Source organism: Geobacillus sp. JS12, from assembly GCF_001592395.1.
Lineage (GTDB): Bacteria > Bacillota > Bacilli > Bacillales > Anoxybacillaceae > Geobacillus > Geobacillus zalihae.
Genome location: NZ_CP014749.1, coordinates 1,756,359 through 1,773,514, shown reverse-complemented (window position 1 = coordinate 1,773,514; position 17,156 = coordinate 1,756,359). Strand labels below are relative to the sequence as shown.

The following is a 17,156-nucleotide window of genomic DNA, read 5'->3' as shown; positions in this document are numbered from 1 at the left end:
TACGCGGCAGGGGGAGAGGGACGTGGGAATGATCGGTGCGGCGGTGCAGCTTGCCATTTCACTGCTTGTTCCTGTTGGTCTCGCATGGTACGGGAGAAAAAAAGGATGGCTTTCATGGAAAGCGCTCGGCGTCGGGGCGCTGATCTTTCTCGTGTTCTCGCAAGTGTTGGAAAAGGCGCTCCACATTGCCGTGCTCGAACCGGGGCGCCCGGCGCTGAAGGGAACGGACAGCGTCTGGCTCTTTGTGTTGTACGCCGCGCTCGCCGCTGGCGTGTTTGAAGAACTTGGCCGCTATGTCGGGTTCCGTTGGCTGCTAAAGCAACATCGCGGATATGGCGATGGTTTATCATTCGGGCTTGGGCACGGCGGGACGGAAGCGGTATTGCTCGGGGCGGTTGGCGCGGTCAACGTCATCGTGCTTGCGAGCCTGATTCAATCCGGATCATTCGACAAAACGATCGCCCCATCGCTTCCGGCAGGACAGGCGGAGCTGATCAAGGAGCAAGTGTTGCACACGCCGTTTGCGATGTACGTGTTAGGCGGCTTGGAACGGCTGTTTGCGCTTACAGTGCACGTGGCGCTGTCGCTCCTCGTTTTGTTTGGGGTGCGGGAGAAGCAATTCCGCTATGTCCTGTACGCCATTTTGATCCATGCGGCGATGGACGTGATGCCGGCGCTTTACCAAGCGAAAGTGGTCACGAACGTTTGGGCGGTCGAAGCGGTGCTGCTCGTTTGGGCGATCGCCGCTGTTTCGTTCATCCGCCGCATGAAACCAGCATTCGAACAGGGAGGAGAGAAACGATGATTCGTGTAAAACGGCTTGACCATGTGCAAATTTGCATTCCGTTTGGCGCCGAAGACGAAGCGCGCGCCTTTTACACCGGTGTGCTTCGTTTTCAAGAAATCGAAAAGCCGGCATCGCTGAAAGGAAACGGTGGGCTTTGGTACAAAGTCGGCGATATCGAGCTCCATATCGGGACGGAACAACGCGACGGCTACAATAGCAAAAGCCACCCCGCTTTCGAAGTGGAAGATGTGGAAGCGGCGCGCCGTTATTTGGAAGAGCACGGCGTCGCGACGCAAGACGAAAAACCGATCCCAGGGGTGAAGCGCTTTTCGTTTCGCGATCCGTTCCGCAACCGGATCGAGCTGTTGGAAAAAATAAGGTAAAATAGTGTTTGAGGCGAGAATGCTCTCTTTCCCCTTCGCTATCGTAAACCCGTCTCATTCGGGGCATGCTAGGGATGAAGGAGGGGAGGGCGATGAAACGGAACCCGGACAACCAACGCGCCGGGCATCCGGCCCGCGCCGCCTACACACGGACGGCAGGCCGGACAGCGATGAAGGAACAAACGGTGCAAGAGGCCTACAAAGAGCGGGAAGAACTGACGGCCGATTCAATCAAAAAGCGGGAGAAAGGGCGCGTCCTTTCTCTCGCTTTTTTCGTTACGAATGCTCCTCTAAGCTTGCGACCGGCACGCTTTGCTTTTGATTTGGGTTGTCAAGCGGGTGGATCGTGGCTACGCCTTTTTGTTGGTCAACATGCTCAATGTAAATGCGCTGGCCGTTGTACGTGACGTTTGCCATCACCGGCGACGACGCGATTTCTTGCGCCCGACGGACGTCCATTTCCACCACCTCCTTTTTGCCGATAACACGCATAGTATGACATGTCTGCGATTGAACTATGCATGCGGTCGAGGGCGGAAAAGGATAATTTCCAAAACAATGTGCTAAATAATCAATTAACAAAACCGACCATCTTTTCCTAGCCGAGTTGCGGGTTTTAATGTAAACTATTTTTTATAAACGGTTTACATACAAGGGGATAGGGATGAAAACCGAACTGGCCGTCAAACTGCACGAATGGGAACAAAAAGCGCAAAAACGCCAGCTGCGCCGGGCAGAGGCTTCAGGCGCTACGGTCATCCTGAACGGAAAGCCGATGTTGAATTTAGCGTCCAATAATTATTTAGGGTTGGCGGATGATAGGCGGCTCATTGAAGCCGGCTGCGAGGCGATGCGGGCCTACGGAGCCGGAGCGGGCGCGTCGCGGCTCGTCGTCGGCAATCATCCGCTCTATGAGCGGGCGGAAGCCGCGTTGAAACAATGGAAAAAAGCAGAGGCGGCTCTTATTTTCAACAGCGGCTACACGGCCAACATCGGCGTGTTGACAGCTTTAATTGGCCGAGATGATCTTATCTTTAGCGATAAGTTGAACCATGCGAGTTTAATTGATGGCATCCGCTTGAGCAAAGCCGCCTGTTTCCGCTATCGGCATAACGACATCGATCAGCTGGAATCATTGTTGAAGCAATCTCCGCCCGATAAGCGGAAATGGATCGTCACCGATGCCGTCTTCAGCATGGACGGCGACCTGGCGCCACTACCGGAGCTTGTCGAGTTGAAACGGCGCTACCGCGCGATATTGATTGTCGATGAAGCGCACAGCGGCGGCGTGTTCGGACCGAACGGTGAAGGGCTGCTTCACCATTTCGGGCTTGAGAAGGAAGAGGATGTGATCGCCATCGGCACCTTCAGCAAAGCGCTTGGCAGCTTTGGCGCGTATGTAACAGGAGAGCCGTGGCTGGTCGACTATTTGATCAACAGCGCCCGCAGCTTCATTTTTACCACCGCCTTGCCGCCGGCGGTTCTCGCCGCCAATGAAGCGGCTATTCATATCGTTCAATCCGAGCCAAAGCGGCGCGAGCGGCTGCACGCTCTAAGCGAAAGATTCCGCACCAAGCTGAAGCGGCTTGGGTTTGACATAGGAGGCAGCGAGACGCCGATCGTTCCCGTGATTGTCGGTCCGAACGACCGGGCCGTGGCCATGAGCGAGCTGCTGCAAGAAGCTGGCATCGCGGCCGTCGCCATCCGGCCGCCGACCGTCCCTGAGGGAACGGCGCGCATTCGCTTTTCCATCACCGCCGCGATGACGGAAGAAGACATTGATATGGCGGTTGACTGCATCGCTTTGGCGGGGAAGCAGATCGGATTGATTTCATACTCACATTTCGCACCCTAACAGGGCTGAAAGAAAGGATTTTTTGGCTCTTCACCACAAGTTGTACTTGAGATTTTAAGATAGGTATGCATAGGGAAAATAGAGGATACAAAAAATGCGAATTTCCCTGTATGGTAAAGGTGACCAAACCAAACCATTGGAGGAAAATTCGCATGTACGCTCAGTTTATCAAAGAACTCATCGATTTACCAGATGTTTTGATTCAAAAGGTGCGTCAAATAGGAACTTTCATAAATCGCACGAATTTGAACGTCCATGGTGTGGAAACCCCTTTGCTTTCCTTGTGTACCGAGGATCGATTCGACATCGGGACGAAAAAAATCCTCCCGATTTTGGTCGAGAGGGTGCGAAATGTGAGATATAAAGTGTATTTTTCGGAAATTTACTATTGAAGGTTTATTTTTAATAATTTATAGGTTCATCACCAAAAGATGCACTTGACTTTTAAAGACAAACATGATAGCAATGTTGCTCAAAGAGATGTGTGGTATAAAAAGGAAAAATGCTGTTTTGATTTTCTCTATCATAATCGTCTTTCTTTGTCAAGTACACTTTGTGGTGAAGAGCCAATTTATAATGGAATTATAAAAAATAGGAAATAAGGATAGGGAATGAAGAAAATGAAGTTTTTGGGATTCGGACTTGCCACGGCCTTGTCCGCTTCTTTGATTTCTTTTTCTTCAGGAGGAGTTTTTGCAGAAGAGAATAAAGACAGTGTTTCGAAATTATGGGAAAATGCCATCCATTATAACAATGAAGCAAACTTGAGAGCAGTAGTAGAAAACGGAAAAGTGACGGCTCAAGGATCAACTTCTATATCCACGGTAGGGACAGGCTCCACGTATATTTATGTTTCAGAATCCTCGCTATCTTCAATAAAAGGAATTACTCCAAATGCGTATCCTGTTAGTGAAGTGAAGGCTGTTGGAAAAACGACGAGTAAAGTTACCCTTTCATCTCATGGAGTAACTACGACGTTAATGCTTAATGGAAACTCTCTAGGCACTAAGCAAGATACTGGGTTAGGAAAAACTACTGATACAGCAACAGTTTCTCATTATCCAGGAAGTGTTCCTTCTGGATGGGAATATCGAGCTACTTCTCATCACACATTATCAACTTCTACTAATACTTATATGGCTGATACAGGAGATAGTATAAGATTTTAATAAAAACTAAAAGCTCAAAATGCTTCAGCATTTTGGGCTTTTTCATCAAGATGAAAACGGAAGGTGGAAAATGATAAAATGGGTCGAAAAAAAAGCTATTTGATTATAGTACTCGTCATGCTTTCTGTATTGCTGTTTTCAGGATGCGATAATTTTTTAAAAAAAGAAAATAGACAACCCTTACATACAAGTGATACTATCTCTTTCCATGAAAATGAACATTTTATTATACCAAATAATGCGCAGGAACAGCTTGGATTTATTCCTGATACCGCAACTTCATTTACAGTTGATTCGAAACTGAAAAAAAAGTGGATGATTGATAATGAATCGGTTGATATAGTTTCTTTAAAACCTGGAATGAAACAATTCACGTTCAACTTTATCATTGATAGTCTAAAAGATACAGATCGTCACTTTCGTCTGTTTATTTTCCATAATCAAAAATTTATCAAATTTTCGATCAACAATAAAAAATATACGTATTATGATATTCACATGAAAGGAAACGGATCCTTAAAAATTCCGATTCGTGTCCAGGTATCAAATAATCATGATTTTAGTGAGTATTTGCCTATTTTAATTGATAAAGATCAAAAACAATTTTTTACAGAAAACATACCTGTAACGAAGATATTAGTCAGTAAAAGGAATAAAGATTTCTCTGAAATACCATCACATATAAAATTGGATAATGTTCAAAAGATATTTAAGAAGGAAAATAGTAAAAGCAACAAGTTTGGTCTGCCATCTGTTGTTTTGCTAAATGATCGTTTCACTCCTTTAAAAGTAGAAGAGGTTCATAAAGCACGGTATGTTCGAATTGATCAAAGTCCGCACAAAATGGTGGAGGAGATCATGTTTTTTGATATGGAAGGAAATATATATGGAGTAAAAGGAAAACAACCTCGTTCTTATACGCTTGAACAACCAAAAGATCAGGATTTTATCATCCCTATTCCAAAAGAAATCACTTTGTCTAGCCCGAGTTCGACAGTTTTGAGACCATTTTAGGCAAATGAAAATGGTTAAAATGCTGTAATATCAAGGATTTCACGATGTGGATCCTAGAAAAAAACGCTGAATTTCATAGGCACACGAATTGACAAATTAACCTTTTAAAATAGCCAAATATCGTTTATAATATAGGCATGTACATGCGGAAAGTAACACGCAAAAATAAAGATGGAACGACCGTGGCGTATCTCCGGCTTGCTCACAACGAATTGGATCCGAAGGTCAAATATGCGAAAACGAAGGTGATGGATTCGTTTGGGCGCGAAGACGAGGTGGATCGCGCTGTCTTGGAGCGTCTGGCCAAAAGCATTTCGTGATCCTTTCTCCTGACTCATGAATCGTGGCCGAAAGTAAGGGACGAATGCGAGCGTCTTATGCTTGGACATTTTTCTTCAAAAACGGAGACCTTGATCAACGAACCGAGCTGACGGCCAAACAAGCGCAACTCTTTGCGGCTCTAGGGCTGGAACCTCCTCCGAAGATCCTAGGCATCCATCCTCGCCCCTAGATACACGCCCGAAGTGTGCTCAAATGCCTCTCGTCCCTTTTGTATCAAGGGTCGAGAGGCATTTTGTTTGCCTAGTCACTGTCGAACTCGGGTCTAGCAAAGAACGGTTTTTCTTGTTCATTAACAACAATCCAAGAGAAGAAAGTTTTATTCATCTAAATAATATAAAAAAAGGAAAAAGTCATGTTTTTTTAAACTTTGCCAATTTGTATGAAATACAATAAAGTTTATGAAACAAAAAACCAGCCGGACGTTTTTTCGGCTGGTTTCCTTCGATCGGGATGACAGGATTTGAACCTGCGACCCCACGCACCCCATGCGTGTGCTCTACCAAGCTGAGCTACATCCCGAAATGGATGGTGAGACATCTTCAATTATACAAGAAAAGCAGGACAAAATCAATGGCGAATTTTGCGTTGAGTTGGAAAAGGATGCCGTTGAAAGACTAGCGGCATCCTTGTTGCTGACAAGTCTGTTTTTTTCTGTTTTCATGCTCCTTTGAACGTATCTTCCTCTGTCTGTCCGCCCCTGCTTTTGCGACAGAGAATTCGCCATTGATTATACGACAAAGCATGCAAGATGTCCCGCTAAAGAACTCGTGATTGGAAACGAGTTGTTCAGCAGAGACTCTTTTTAAGTTGAGGAACTTTGCAAAATCGATTCGCCTTCGGCCACAAAAACCGCCGATAGGCCGAAAAGAATGGTTTTCCCCGTCTTCTACACACCTTGGAAAACGAGTGCGGTGTCCATCGTTCCGATCACAGAATCGAACGTTTCTCCGCAGGCGATGATCGTCTCGGCGTATCGATCATGTTCGCGTGTGCACTGACGGATCGTTTTGTTGTATGGGTCAACGATCCAGTATTCTTCCACTCCGTAGGCGCAGTACAAATCTTTTTTCAGCGTCACATCGATTTTGTAGGTTGACGGGCTGACCACTTCGATGACGATGAGCGGCCGCCCCTTATAGCCGCCGATGATCTTTTCCGGCCGTTCGCAATAGACAGCGACATCCGGCTGGATAAACTCGTTCATCACGTTTCCGTTCTTCTCGAGTTTCACGGATAAGTTGGAAATCGGTTGACATGGGCTTTTTCCTTTGATCACGGAAACAAGATTGGCGCAAACGATTTGATGTTCCCATGACGGGGATGTGGACATGTTGATGGCTTCTTGCACGCTCCTCACCTCTTTTTCATTATACTTGAAACGGTTCTCCTTTGTTTGCAACGGGTTGTGGAGAAAAAGAAAACGCTAGGTTGCCAGGTGGTATTCAAGTATACTAAAAAGAAAAGAGGAAAGGAGGCCGTTTTCATGCGAGCGCCGGGAAAAGGGCAGCCGTTCACTTATGCGCAATATATGATGCTTGACGAAGATGTACGCTATGAGGTCATTGACGGCCAAGTCTTCAACATGTCCTGCGCTCCGACGCCGAAACATCAGGCCGTGCAACGTGAATTGTTGGTGGAATTTGCGACATATTTGCGGGGGAAAGAATGCACCGTATTTGGTGCTCCGATCGACGTTTGTTTGGCGGATCGGGATGATCCGGAACAAATTCGCGAATGGGTTGAACCAGATCTTGTCGTTGTCTGCGACAAAAGCAAAATTCGCGAAAAACGAATTGTCGGCGTGCCGGATCTCGTTGTGGAGATTATTTCAAAATCGACGGTGCGCAAGGACAAAATTGTCAAATTTCATCGTTATGAGCGGGCAGGGGTGAAAGAATATTGGATTGCCGATCCGATGAATGAGACGATTGATGTCTATGTGCTCGAAGAAGGAAGATTCCGTCATCAAGGGATGTATGTCCGCAATGATACGATTCCTGTCCGTCTGTTTCCCGGATTTGCGATCGAATTAAAAAACGTATTTGCCGAAGAAGAATAAGAAAAACGGCTGCTGTTCAAACAGCAGGTTCAGGCCGCCGACTGGAGGAGAGCGGGGCGGTTTTTGCCGGCGGTCCGCTTGGCGAGGGCCAAGCGCCCCCTTGTCTGAAATCGCCGCTGTTTGCATCGTTTGGGCATAGAAAAGGAAAAAACAGGCGATACTAACGATCGGTGATGCCTGTGTACAACGAAGAAGAACTGATCCGCTTTGTCGAAGAAGCGAAACAGTACGCCCGCTATGGAAAAGTAGCCGATTACATTCCCGCTCTAGGCAAAGCGATATACCCCGGACGGCAAGGTGGCAAGCGCCGGGGATGTGACGGTGAAAGTGACGCTGCAAAGCATTTCCAAAATTCTTGCCCTGGCCCTTGTGTTGATGGATCACGGAGAAGATGAAGTGTTCCATAAAGTCGGCATGGAGCCGACGGATTATCCGTTTCATTCCATTGCCAAATTAGAGGAAAAGCCTGCCAAGCCGCTGAATCCGATGATTAACGCCGGCGCGCTTGTCGTCACATCGATGATTCAAGGCGGCTCGGTGTCCGAACGGCTGGAACGGCTGTTAGCGTTCGTCCGCCGTCTCGCTGGCAACGAATGCATTTCGTACTCCGACGAAGTGGCCCGGTCCGAGTTTGAGACAGCGTTTTTGAACCGTTCGCTCTGTTATTTTTTAAAGCAGCACGGCATTATCGATGAAGATGTCGAAGAGCTGATGGAATTGTACACGAAACAGTGCGCCATCGAAATGACGTGCATCGACCTGGCGCGCATCGGCTTGGTGTTCGCGCTCGACGGACGCGATCCGCATTTGGGTGAGCCGCTCATGCCGCTTGATGTCGCCCGCATTTGCAAAACGTTCATGGTCACGTGCGGCATGTACAACGCATCCGGGGAATTTGCCATCAAAGTCGGCATTCCGGCGAAAAGCGGCGTCTCGGGCGGCATTCTCGCCGCCGTGCCCGGGCGGTGCGGCATCGGCATTTTCGGTCCGGCGCTAGACGACAAAGGGAACAGCCTGACCGGGATCAAGCTGCTTGAGCGGCTGGCGAAAACATACTCATTAAGCATTTTTTAAGGAGGAGACAACCATGAAAACATTTACGGTCCAGTTTCACCGCGAAGATGACGTGGAAGCGATGAAAGTCGGCAAGTTGAATCAAGACGAGTTCGACAAGGCGACCGAAGGTGGGACGCGGCACTTGTTCGATTTGGACACGAATATCGGCTATTTCGTCTTTTTTGATGCCGAAGATAAGGAAGGAAACGTGTCGTACTTAATGCTTCAATACGAGGAAGACAACGAAGACCCGAGCGCGTGCTACAGCTTTGAGCTGAAAGACTTTTACGAATTTATGGCGCTTTACTTAAACGACCTTGAATTCGCTGACGAAGAAGAAATGGCGGAAGATGGCGAAGAGGAATACGGCCCGATTCACCACTTGGCGCATTTGCTTTACCATATTGTGGAGGAAGGGAAGACGGTGGAGGTGTGAGGCATATCCCAAGCCAAACGGCTTGGGGTTCTTTGTTTATAGGACAAAAAAAGAATTTAGGGGCTTGACGAACGATTTTTCGGCGATGTAAGATGGTTTTGTAATCGATTACATAGTAAGCTAACAAAGCGGATAAGGGGCGCGATGATGATAGACAAGTTGTCTTCATTGAAAAGGAGAAACGGATAGACGGTGTTCCCTTTTCGGCTTTTGGCGAGAAAAGAACAGACAAACGAAAACGAGGATGATTCGCCCATTTGTATGTAATCGATTACAAACAATCGATGCATAGACAAGCAGTGGGGGATGCCAAGTCAAAAGTCAATCGATGTCATGTCCAGGAGGTGATTGGGGCAGTCGAAGCAACCACTATACGCGATGCCATGCGGTGTTTGACAAATCCAAAATTAAAAGGGGGAGAATGACGATGAAAAAGACGTTCAAAACATCGGCTGTTTTGTTAGCGCTTACGATGGGGCTCGCGGCATGCTCCGGCGGCCAAAGCGAGAGCCAGACGGGCAAAGACAGCAAAAACGAAGAAGGGAAAACGAGCCAGTCTGAAAAAGTGAAAATTGTCTATGCCCGCGGCCAAGATTCCACGAAAGCCACCGAAAAAATCATTGAAGCGTTCGAGAAAACGCACCCGAACATCGATGTGGAATTTCGCGAAATGCCGGCTGACACCGGGAAGCAGCATGATGCGTATGTCACGATGTTAAATGCGCAGTCGTCGGAAATCGATGTCATGGATCTCGACGTCATTTGGCCGGCTGAGTTTGCTCAAGCGGGTTATACGTTGCCGCTCGACCGCTTTATTGAGAAAGACGGCATTGACCTCGGCAAATACAACCAAGGGGCGCTTGCGGCCGGCAACTTCAATGGCAAGCAATGGGCGATGCCGAAATTCATTGATGCCGGCATGCTGTTCTATCGCACCGACCTGGTGCCAAAGGACAAAGTGCCGAAAACATGGGATGAACTCTTAAAAGAGGCCAAAGAACTGAAGGGAAAAGGCGGCACGAAATTCGGCTATTTGATGCAGGCCAAACAATATGAAGGATTGGTGTGCAACGCGGTTGAATTTATCGCCTCTTATGGCGGGCAAATTGTCGATAAAAACGGGAATGTCGTGATCAACAGCCCGGAAACGATCAAAGGGCTGAAGAAAATGGTGGAAATCGTCAAGTCCGATGTTGTGCCGAGCAACATCACCACCTTCACTGAACCAGAATCGCATACCGCGTTCATTGAAGGACAATCGCCGTTTATCCGCAACTGGCCTTATCAATACGCGCTAGCGAACGACAAAGAACAATCGAAAATCGTCGGCAAAGTCGGCGTGGCTCCGCTTCCGGCCGGAGACAAAGGTTCGGCTGCCGCGCTGGGCGGCTGGATGACCGCGATCAACAAATATTCGAAACATCCGAAAGAAGCATGGGAATTTGTCAAATTTATGACGGGGCCGGAGGGGCAAAAAATTTCTGCGATTTACGGCGGTTTAGCGCCAACGCTTCCGGAATTGTTTAAAGATCCGGATGTCTTAAAAGCCAATCCGTTCTTTGCGGAAGAAGGATTTGTCAATGCGTTGAACGCCGCTGTGCCGCGCCCGGTCGTCCCGAACTATCCAGAAATTTCGGAAATCATCCAAATCAACGTATCGAAAGCGCTGACCGGGGAGCTGACGGTCGAACAAGCTGTGGCCAATATGGAAAAAGAAATGAAAGCAGCCTTGAATAAGTAAGGCGAATGACTGGGCCGGCGCGCCGCAGCCGATCCGAATCCGGCCAACGCCGGCCAATGCCCCATCAGTCAAACAAAGAACGCCATGTTGTTTGACCATTTTCGGTTCATTAGCCTTCAGGCCGCCATCTGCCCGGTGCTGAAGGCTAATATCCTTTTCCAAGCAGAAGGGAGAGAACAGCGATGAGGAATGAAAAGCGAATGGAGCGCCTATTAGGCTATTCGCTTGTCGCGCCGGCCATGCTGCTCATTTTGGCGATTGCCATTTGGCCTGTCATCCAGTCCTTTTATTACAGCTTGTTCGACTATCGGCTCAACGACCCGACCAAATCGTCGATTCACTGGAGTTACAGCCTCGATCTGGAAGGATATCTGCAAAACTATCCGTTCCTCAAAAGCGCTCTTAAGCAGGAAATGGCGGCGGCGGATGGACAAACGAAACAAACGTTGGCGCAAATCGAACAAAAGCTTGCGAAACTGGACGCGGCGATCCGTTCGAATGATCAAGTGGCAAGGCAATATGACAAAGTGAACGAAGTGCTCGACAATTTCGAGACGCCAAGCGATGAGCTGAAGATCGCCGAGCTGGACAAACAGACGGCCGAGCGGCTGACCGACACGGTTCATGATGTCGTCCGAGCGCTGAAGGAGATGAAAAAAGCGGGCGAACTTCAGCAGGCGGATAAAGTCGTCGGCTTGGCCGAAGGGCTCGAAGGGGTTGTGATCGAGCCGAACTTTGTCGGCCTCAAGCATTATAAGGACAGCTTCAGCGACATGCGCTTATGGAAAGCGTTATGGAATACGACGTTCTTTACGGTGGTGTCGGTCGCCATTGAGCTGGTGTTAGGGCTCGGAATTGCGTTGCTCATCAATAAGGCCTTTTTTGGCCGAGGGTTGGTGCGGGCGACGATTTTGATTCCGTGGGCGATTCCGACTGCCGTATCGGCGCTGATGTGGAAATTTTTATACGATGGACAAAACGGCATTGTCGCCCACTATTTTGAAACGATCGGTTTGGTCGATCGGATGGGGGATTTGTTGACGACGGAAGCGGGGGCGATGTTTGCGGTCATTTTTGCCGATGTATGGAAGACAACCCCCTATATGGCGCTCTTGCTGCTGGCCGGGCTGCAAACGATTCCGAGTTCGTTGTATGAAGCCGCCTCGATCGACGGGGCCACCAAATGGCAGCAATTCACCCAAATCACGCTGCCGCTGTTAAAATCAAGCATTTTAGTCGCGTTGTTGTTTCGCACGCTCGATGCGTTCCGCGTGTTCGACTTGATTTACGTCTTAACCGGTGGAGGGCCGGCGAACTCGACGGAGACGATTTCGATTTTAGCGTATAAAGTCATGTTCTCGCAGACGAATTTCGGCGCGGGGTCGGCGCTGGCGGTCGTTGTATTTCTCTGCGTAGCCATCATTTCGATGATTTATATTAAGTGGCTTGGAAAGGATTTGCTGTCTGACAGCGCGAGTGTGAAACGATAAGCGAGGTGGGATCATGACGAAAAAAGCAGGTCCGCTCTTTTACGTGTTTTTAGCCCTGTTTGTGTTCTTTATGATGTTTCCGTTTTTATGGGTTTTGCTCAGTTCCATTAAGCCGCTTAGCGAATTGTTTGGCGACAAAGCGTTCGATTGGTTGACGAGCCATCCGACCTTAAAATCCTATGTGTCGGTCTTTGTCAATTACCCGTTTTTGCGCTATTTATGGAACAGCACGGTCGTGGCGACCATTACGACGGTGTATACGGTCTTTGTCGCCGCGTTTGCGGCTTATGCGATTGCACGCCTTGAATTTAAAGGCAAGACGGTCATTCTCGGCTTGGTGCTAGCCGTATCGATGTTTCCGCAAATTGCGACCATTTCTCCGATTTACATGTTTGTGAAAAAGTTCGGGTTGACGAACAGCTACCTAGGATTGATCATACCGTATACGACGTTTGCCTTGCCGTTGTCGATTTGGCTGTTGGTCACCTTTTTCCGCAAGATTCCGTTTGATTTGGAAGAAGCGGCGAAAATGGACGGGGCGACGCCGATGCAGACGTATTTTAAAATCATTTTGCCGCTCGCTGTGCCAGGGGTGTTTACGACGTCCATTCTCGTCTTCATTGCTGCATGGAACGAATTTTTATTTGCCTTGACGATCAATACGGCGGAAACATACAAAACCGTTCCGGTCGGCATTGCCATGTTCCAAGGCCAGTATACGATCCCGTGGGGCGAAATTTCCGCGGCCACCGTGATTGTGACGATCCCGCTCGTCATCATGGTGCTGTTGTTCCAGCGCCGCATCGTCTCTGGGCTCACGTCCGGCTCGGTAAAAGAATAAAGAACGAACATGAAAAAGGATGCCAGGTGAGCATCCTTTTGTTTTTTGGGTAATGCCCATTTTGAAACACGAAACAGAGGAGGAGCAGTTCTATCCGCTTCACTCCGTTCATATGTTAATGACAGACGACTAGCGGGGAGGGATGCGCAAAGGAAAATCTACACAGACAATATTCTGAATATTAGAAAAATATAACTGTCAGACCGGAAGGGGGTGGAATTTCATTTTACTCTTTTTTGGACCAATCAAGAGGAGGGGAAGGCGTGCGATTTGACCGTCCGTTTGAACAGTATGCGCTTGGCGAGCGCCACCGTTCGCGCGGGCGAACGATCACCGAAGCTGATATTGTGCAGTTTGCCGGCGTTTCCGGCGATTTTTATCCGCTCCATCTCGACCGCGAGTACGCACGGCAGACGCGGTTTGGCGAACGGATCGCCCACGGGATGCTGACAATGTCGGTGGCGACTGGACTATGGGTGATGGAGCCGGGATGTGTGCTCGCTTTTTACGGCATCGACGCGCTCCGCTTCGTCCGTCCGGTGAAAATCGGCGATACGATTTACGTGGAATCGGAAGTGAAGCGGTTGACGGAACGGGGCGAGGAAGCCGGGCTCGTCACGGTGCATCAGCGGATCGTCAACCAGCGGGAAGAGACGGTCGTCGATGTCGTTGTGTATGTGCTTGTTGCGCGGGAAGGGAAAGCTCCATGACGGGCTTGTGAAACGTCATGACGGTCTGACAAAGAAACGAGTCCATGACGGTTTGTTTTTGGAAGCGCTAACATTATGTTCGTTTTTTTGCTATCATCCATTTGTTTTTCCGTTTCCATGAGATGCGCGCACTTTGATTGCGTGAAAGGGGTGTTGTGAATGGCTGTAACGATGATGGATACGGTGGAATTGAAGCGTCAAAAAAAGCGGGCGGCGATTTCCAGTGTGGTCGGTACGACGATTGAATGGTACGATTTCTTCCTTTACGGGACGATGGCCGCTCTCGTGTTTCCACAATTATTCTTTCCACAAGGAGATTCGTACGTCGCCCTGATGCAATCCTTTACCACCTTTGCGTTAGGATTTATCGCCAGGCCGGTCGGCGCCGCGATTTTCGGCCATTTCGGCGACCGCATCGGGCGGAAGGCGACGTTGGTGGCCACTTTGTTGCTGATGGGGTTGGCGACCGCGCTGATCGGCCTGATGCCGACTTATGAACAAATCGGCCTGTGGGCGCCGGTGCTGGTGACCGCGCTGCGTCTCATTCAAGGCATTGGCGTCGGCGGGGAATGGGGCGGCGCCATTTTGATTGCGATGGAGTGGGAAGAAGGCAAACGGCGTGGGTTTATGGCCTCGCTGCCGCAAATGGGCGTGCCGTTCGGGCTGTTGTCCTCTTCCCTTGTGACGACGCTGATGCTTGCGGCTGGCGGCGACAGCTTTTATGCGTGGGGATGGCGCGTTCCGTTTCTCATAAGCTTCCTTCTCATCGCCATCGGGCTGTACATCCGGCTGAAAGTGCTCGAATCGCCGCTGTTCCAAGAAGCGATGAAAAAACAAGAGACGAGCAAGATGCCGGTCGGCGAGGTGCTGGTCAAGCATCCGCGCGAAATTCTATGGTCAGCGCTTGCGCGGGTGATTGAAAACGGGTCATTCTACATTTTTGTCACATTTATCGTCAGCTATGGGACGACATTTTTGGGGATGGAAAAAAGCGTTTTCGTCAATGTGACGATTATCGCTGCGGTGATCAACGCGCTTTCGATCGTCTATTCCGGCCATTTATCCGATCGGTGGGGCCGCCGCCGCGTCTACATGACGGGCACGATTTTGCTGATGCTTTGGGCGTTTCCGTATTACTGGCTGGTCAATACGAAAAGCGTCGGGCTCATCTTTTTGGCAACGGTCGTGGCCATGGTGTTCCATGGCATGCTGTATGGCCCGCAGGCGGCCATGATCGCGGAAAACTTCCCGACGCGGCTTCGCTACAGCGGCGCTTCGCTCGGCTACCAGCTGGCCTCGATCATCGCCGGCGGCCCAGCCCCGCTCGTGAGCACATGGCTTTTGCACAAATACGGCAGCGCCACGGCCATCTCCTTCTATATCGTCGTCATGGGCTTGGTTTCACTCGCTGGGGTGAAAATGCTGCAAGACCGTGCGCGCCAGGCGATTGATTAGATGAATCGGACTGAACTCCATGATGGGCGCCTTTGCGTTCGGGCAAAGGCGCTTCTTCTTGCCGCCTGCTAAGGATGACGGTGGGCGGGATATGTTTGCCTTACACGCTCATGCTCATGATAATGGTGTGGTGCTTGAATCCGAGTGTTTCATACAGTTTCATCGCTTGATTTCCTGCATATACACGCAAACGAACCTCTGAATATCCATCTTGTTTCAAATGTTCGATGCCGGCTTCTATTAATTTCCTTGCCATTCCCTTTCCTCTAAATTCTTCTAACACAAACAATTCGTAGATGAATCCACATCTTTTCTCAGTAAGCGGGTCTTGGCTTGCTCCGATTAAAATCCAACCCATCAGATGATTGCCTTCCGTTGCGATCAAATAACAGCTCCCTTTCTGCAATAATGGCTCAATCAGTTGTTTGACTTTTTCATCTGACGGTTTTGCTTCGCCTAATGTGCCATCGAATAATGCTTGTGGTGTGAGTGATAAAATCGTTTTGTATTCCGAATCGCTTGGTTTTCTAATTTCCATGGAGTTCTCCTCTCCCAACGATTCATAGATGGTTGGTTAGGCTTTTTTAGGCACTGGATCTTCGAAAGTCACGGTCTTCACAAACACGGCGATCTCCGGGCATCTTTAGGCCATGCTGTTCGTACGACGATCGGTTGGCCGCTTGTCGCCGCCAACCGTCTTCTTTCGGTATTTTCCAGGGCCATCCACTTGCTTTTGATTTCCCTACTTTTCAAGCAATCCCCGAACATCTTCCTCTGGGAGATCCACCAACCGGGCAATGTCTTCCACCGTCATTCCTTTGCGCGCCATGTTGCGGATCAGTTGCTTCATTCCTTGCTTCATTCCTTGCTTCATTCCTTGCTTCATTCCTTGCTTCATTCCTTGCTTCATTCCTTGCTTCATTCCTTGCTTGATCCCTTGTTGAATCCCGCGTTTCATTCCTTCTTCCAATCCCTCTTTCCTTCCCTTTTGCTCATAGGAAATGATCAGCTCCAACACTTTTTCTCTTTCTTTCGTTTCCATCGCCTTCACCTCTCTTTGCAGTTGTTGCTCTTCCTCCTCCGACAGTTTCACATATGTTTCAAAAAAGCCCAACAAGAGCCGCTGCCTCGCCTCATCCAGCTCCAATCGCACCAACATGCGCAAAAACTCTTTTTTCAACTCGACTTTCTCACTTTCAGTATACCCCATTTTGCCAAGGAGGGCAGCCGCGATCGGATTGTCATGCCGGATGTAGTCTCTCCAATGTTTCTTGCGCAGCTCTACGGGGAAAAAGCGAAACTGTAGCACGTCGCCAAAGGGAAACTCGATTGAGAACACGGATGGTTCCTCGCGAAGGGCCTCATAGCTGAAGACGGCGATCGGAACGATGCGCGTGCGGTATTTTTCAAACAAGCGGCTGAAATAGATAAACATGCGCTCTGGAAACGATGGTTGCACGTAGCTTTGATTCTCCACATGAACGATGATCAGCCCATCTTCTCCTTTCAGTTTCGTCTCGACCAATAGATCGACGCGGTATTTTTCACCTGCCGTGACATCAGTGAACAGTTCTTCAGACAGAAAGGACAAATGGCGGAAATCGATGTGCTCGTGCATGTCGGGGAAAAAGAGGAGAAGAAACTCTTCGAAGAACGTTTGAATCAGCTCTTTGAACAATCGGTCATGGTCAATGGCCATTCGATCACCTCATTTTGAAACGTTACATGATAAACTTGTTCGTGAGCAGAAGAAAAAATCCTGCATGGAAAATATATAAGTTGAAACTTTGTTTTACATCCAGTAGAGCGCCCGCCGCA

Annotated in this window: 16 protein-coding genes, 1 tRNA gene and 3 pseudogenes; 15 read left to right on the top strand and 5 right to left on the bottom strand. The window is 49.0% G+C overall.

Annotated elements, in window-relative coordinates; genetic code table 11:
• The first annotated feature begins 22 nt into the window (after positions 1–22).
• The gene (locus A0V43_RS08580) at positions 23–805 is read left to right on the top strand and encodes a YhfC family intramembrane metalloprotease (protein ID WP_063192906.1); all 783 of its coding nucleotides are present in this window, start codon (positions 23–25) and stop codon (positions 803–805) included.
• On the top strand, positions 802–1,170 hold the full coding sequence (locus tag A0V43_RS08575; RefSeq protein WP_063192905.1) for a VOC family protein: 369 nt from the start codon (positions 802–804) through the stop codon (positions 1,168–1,170). Before A0V43_RS08580 ends, A0V43_RS08575 begins: the two co-directional genes overlap by 4 nt.
• Before the next feature lie 276 nt (positions 1,171–1,446).
• On the opposite strand, the gene A0V43_RS08570 is transcribed toward A0V43_RS08575, so the two are convergent.
• Positions 1,447–1,629: a small acid-soluble spore protein H gene (locus tag A0V43_RS08570; protein WP_011231614.1), complete on the bottom strand. Its 183-nt coding sequence runs from the start codon at positions 1,627–1,629 to the stop codon at positions 1,447–1,449.
• Positions 1,630–1,834: 205 nt separating this feature from the next.
• Here A0V43_RS08570 and bioF point away from each other — a divergent pair, with 205 nt between their 5' ends.
• The 5 genes and pseudogenes from bioF to A0V43_RS21010 all read left to right on the top strand — a co-directional run.
• Positions 1,835–3,025: an 8-amino-7-oxononanoate synthase gene (gene bioF, locus A0V43_RS08565; RefSeq protein ID WP_063192904.1), complete on the top strand. Its 1,191-nt coding sequence runs from the start codon at positions 1,835–1,837 to the stop codon at positions 3,023–3,025.
• 611 nt (positions 3,026–3,636) lie between these two features.
• Positions 3,637–4,194: a hypothetical protein gene (locus tag A0V43_RS18965; protein ID WP_128578009.1), complete on the top strand. Its 558-nt coding sequence runs from the start codon at positions 3,637–3,639 to the stop codon at positions 4,192–4,194.
• A gap of 63 nt (positions 4,195–4,257) precedes the next feature.
• The gene (locus A0V43_RS08555) at positions 4,258–5,208 is read left to right on the top strand and encodes a hypothetical protein (RefSeq protein ID WP_236931001.1); all 951 of its coding nucleotides are present in this window, start codon (positions 4,258–4,260) and stop codon (positions 5,206–5,208) included.
• 137 nt (positions 5,209–5,345) lie between these two features.
• A pseudogene (locus tag A0V43_RS20445) lies at positions 5,346–5,525 on the top strand (IS1634 family transposase); the annotation flags it as partial.
• A 15-nt stretch (positions 5,526–5,540) separates the two neighbouring features.
• A pseudogene (locus A0V43_RS21010) lies at positions 5,541–5,719 on the top strand (IS1634 family transposase); the annotation flags it as partial.
• Positions 5,720–5,995: 276 nt separating this feature from the next.
• Here the strand turns inward: A0V43_RS21010 and A0V43_RS08550 are convergent.
• Together A0V43_RS08550 and A0V43_RS08545 are read right to left on the bottom strand one after the other, a co-directional pair.
• Positions 5,996–6,069 (bottom strand) — tRNA-Pro (locus A0V43_RS08550).
• 367 nt (positions 6,070–6,436) lie between these two features.
• Positions 6,437–6,898, bottom strand: a complete 462-nt coding sequence (locus tag A0V43_RS08545; RefSeq protein WP_063192902.1) for a Uma2 family endonuclease — start codon at positions 6,896–6,898, stop codon at positions 6,437–6,439.
• Positions 6,899–7,033: 135 nt separating this feature from the next.
• Here A0V43_RS08545 and A0V43_RS08540 point away from each other — a divergent pair, with 135 nt between their 5' ends.
• The 8 genes and pseudogenes from A0V43_RS08540 (at position 7,034) to A0V43_RS08505 (ending at position 15,338) form a co-directional block, all read left to right on the top strand.
• Complete coding sequence (locus A0V43_RS08540) at positions 7,034–7,609, top strand: Uma2 family endonuclease (protein ID WP_063192901.1); 576 nt, start codon at positions 7,034–7,036, stop codon at positions 7,607–7,609.
• Positions 7,610–7,782: 173 nt separating this feature from the next.
• Positions 7,783–8,683, top strand: a pseudogene (gene glsA / locus A0V43_RS08535) (glutaminase A).
• A gap of 13 nt (positions 8,684–8,696) precedes the next feature.
• Positions 8,697–9,101: a hypothetical protein gene (locus tag A0V43_RS08530; RefSeq protein ID WP_063192900.1), complete on the top strand. Its 405-nt coding sequence runs from the start codon at positions 8,697–8,699 to the stop codon at positions 9,099–9,101.
• A gap of 427 nt (positions 9,102–9,528) precedes the next feature.
• Positions 9,529–10,842: an ABC transporter substrate-binding protein gene (locus tag A0V43_RS08525; protein ID WP_206501591.1), complete on the top strand. Its 1,314-nt coding sequence runs from the start codon at positions 9,529–9,531 to the stop codon at positions 10,840–10,842.
• A 182-nt stretch (positions 10,843–11,024) separates the two neighbouring features.
• The gene (locus A0V43_RS08520) at positions 11,025–12,332 is read left to right on the top strand and encodes a carbohydrate ABC transporter permease (protein ID WP_063192898.1); all 1,308 of its coding nucleotides are present in this window, start codon (positions 11,025–11,027) and stop codon (positions 12,330–12,332) included.
• 13 nt (positions 12,333–12,345) lie between these two features.
• Positions 12,346–13,173 (top strand): carbohydrate ABC transporter permease, encoded by an 828-nt coding sequence (locus A0V43_RS08515; protein WP_063192897.1) that lies wholly within the window; start codon positions 12,346–12,348, stop codon positions 13,171–13,173.
• Between the two features lie 263 nt (positions 13,174–13,436).
• Positions 13,437–13,883, top strand: coding sequence for a MaoC/PaaZ C-terminal domain-containing protein (locus A0V43_RS08510; protein ID WP_063192896.1), 447 nt, complete (start codon positions 13,437–13,439; stop codon positions 13,881–13,883).
• A gap of 159 nt (positions 13,884–14,042) precedes the next feature.
• Positions 14,043–15,338 (top strand): MFS transporter, encoded by a 1,296-nt coding sequence (locus A0V43_RS08505; RefSeq protein WP_063192895.1) that lies wholly within the window; start codon positions 14,043–14,045, stop codon positions 15,336–15,338.
• A gap of 100 nt (positions 15,339–15,438) precedes the next feature.
• Here the strand turns inward: A0V43_RS08505 and A0V43_RS08500 are convergent, their stop codons facing one another.
• Both A0V43_RS08500 and A0V43_RS08495 read right to left on the bottom strand, forming a co-directional pair.
• Entirely contained in the window at positions 15,439–15,876 is a 438-nt protein-coding gene (locus A0V43_RS08500; protein ID WP_063192894.1) for a GNAT family N-acetyltransferase, read from the bottom strand.
• A 204-nt stretch (positions 15,877–16,080) separates the two neighbouring features.
• On the bottom strand, positions 16,081–17,037 hold the full coding sequence (locus tag A0V43_RS08495) for an RpnC/YadD family protein (RefSeq protein ID WP_063192893.1): 957 nt from the start codon (positions 17,035–17,037) through the stop codon (positions 16,081–16,083).
• Between the last annotated feature and the right edge of the window lie 119 nt (positions 17,038–17,156).

Bases quoted from the DNA above. Each gene is read 5' to 3' on its own strand.
- A0V43_RS18965 (WP_128578009.1), top strand. From the start codon at position 3,637: ATGAAGAAAATGAAGTTTTTGGGATTCGGACTTGCCACGGCCTTGTCC.
- A0V43_RS08495 (WP_063192893.1), bottom strand. From the start codon at position 17,037: ATGGCCATTGACCATGACCGATTGTTCAAAGAGCTGATTCAAACGTTC.
- A0V43_RS08505 (WP_063192895.1), top strand. From the start codon at position 14,043: ATGGCTGTAACGATGATGGATACGGTGGAATTGAAGCGTCAAAAAAAG.
- A0V43_RS08520 (WP_063192898.1), top strand. From the start codon at position 11,025: ATGAGGAATGAAAAGCGAATGGAGCGCCTATTAGGCTATTCGCTTGTC.
- A0V43_RS08500 (WP_063192894.1), bottom strand. From the start codon at position 15,876: ATGGAAATTAGAAAACCAAGCGATTCGGAATACAAAACGATTTTATCA.
- A0V43_RS08540 (WP_063192901.1), top strand. From the start codon at position 7,034: ATGCGAGCGCCGGGAAAAGGGCAGCCGTTCACTTATGCGCAATATATG.
- A0V43_RS08570 (WP_011231614.1), bottom strand. From the start codon at position 1,629: ATGGACGTCCGTCGGGCGCAAGAAATCGCGTCGTCGCCGGTGATGGCA.
- A0V43_RS08515 (WP_063192897.1), top strand. From the start codon at position 12,346: ATGACGAAAAAAGCAGGTCCGCTCTTTTACGTGTTTTTAGCCCTGTTT.
- A0V43_RS08525 (WP_206501591.1), top strand. From the start codon at position 9,529: ATGAAAAAGACGTTCAAAACATCGGCTGTTTTGTTAGCGCTTACGATG.
- A0V43_RS08530 (WP_063192900.1), top strand. From the start codon at position 8,697: ATGAAAACATTTACGGTCCAGTTTCACCGCGAAGATGACGTGGAAGCG.
- bioF (WP_063192904.1), top strand. From the start codon at position 1,835: ATGAAAACCGAACTGGCCGTCAAACTGCACGAATGGGAACAAAAAGCG.
- A0V43_RS08575 (WP_063192905.1), top strand. From the start codon at position 802: ATGATTCGTGTAAAACGGCTTGACCATGTGCAAATTTGCATTCCGTTT.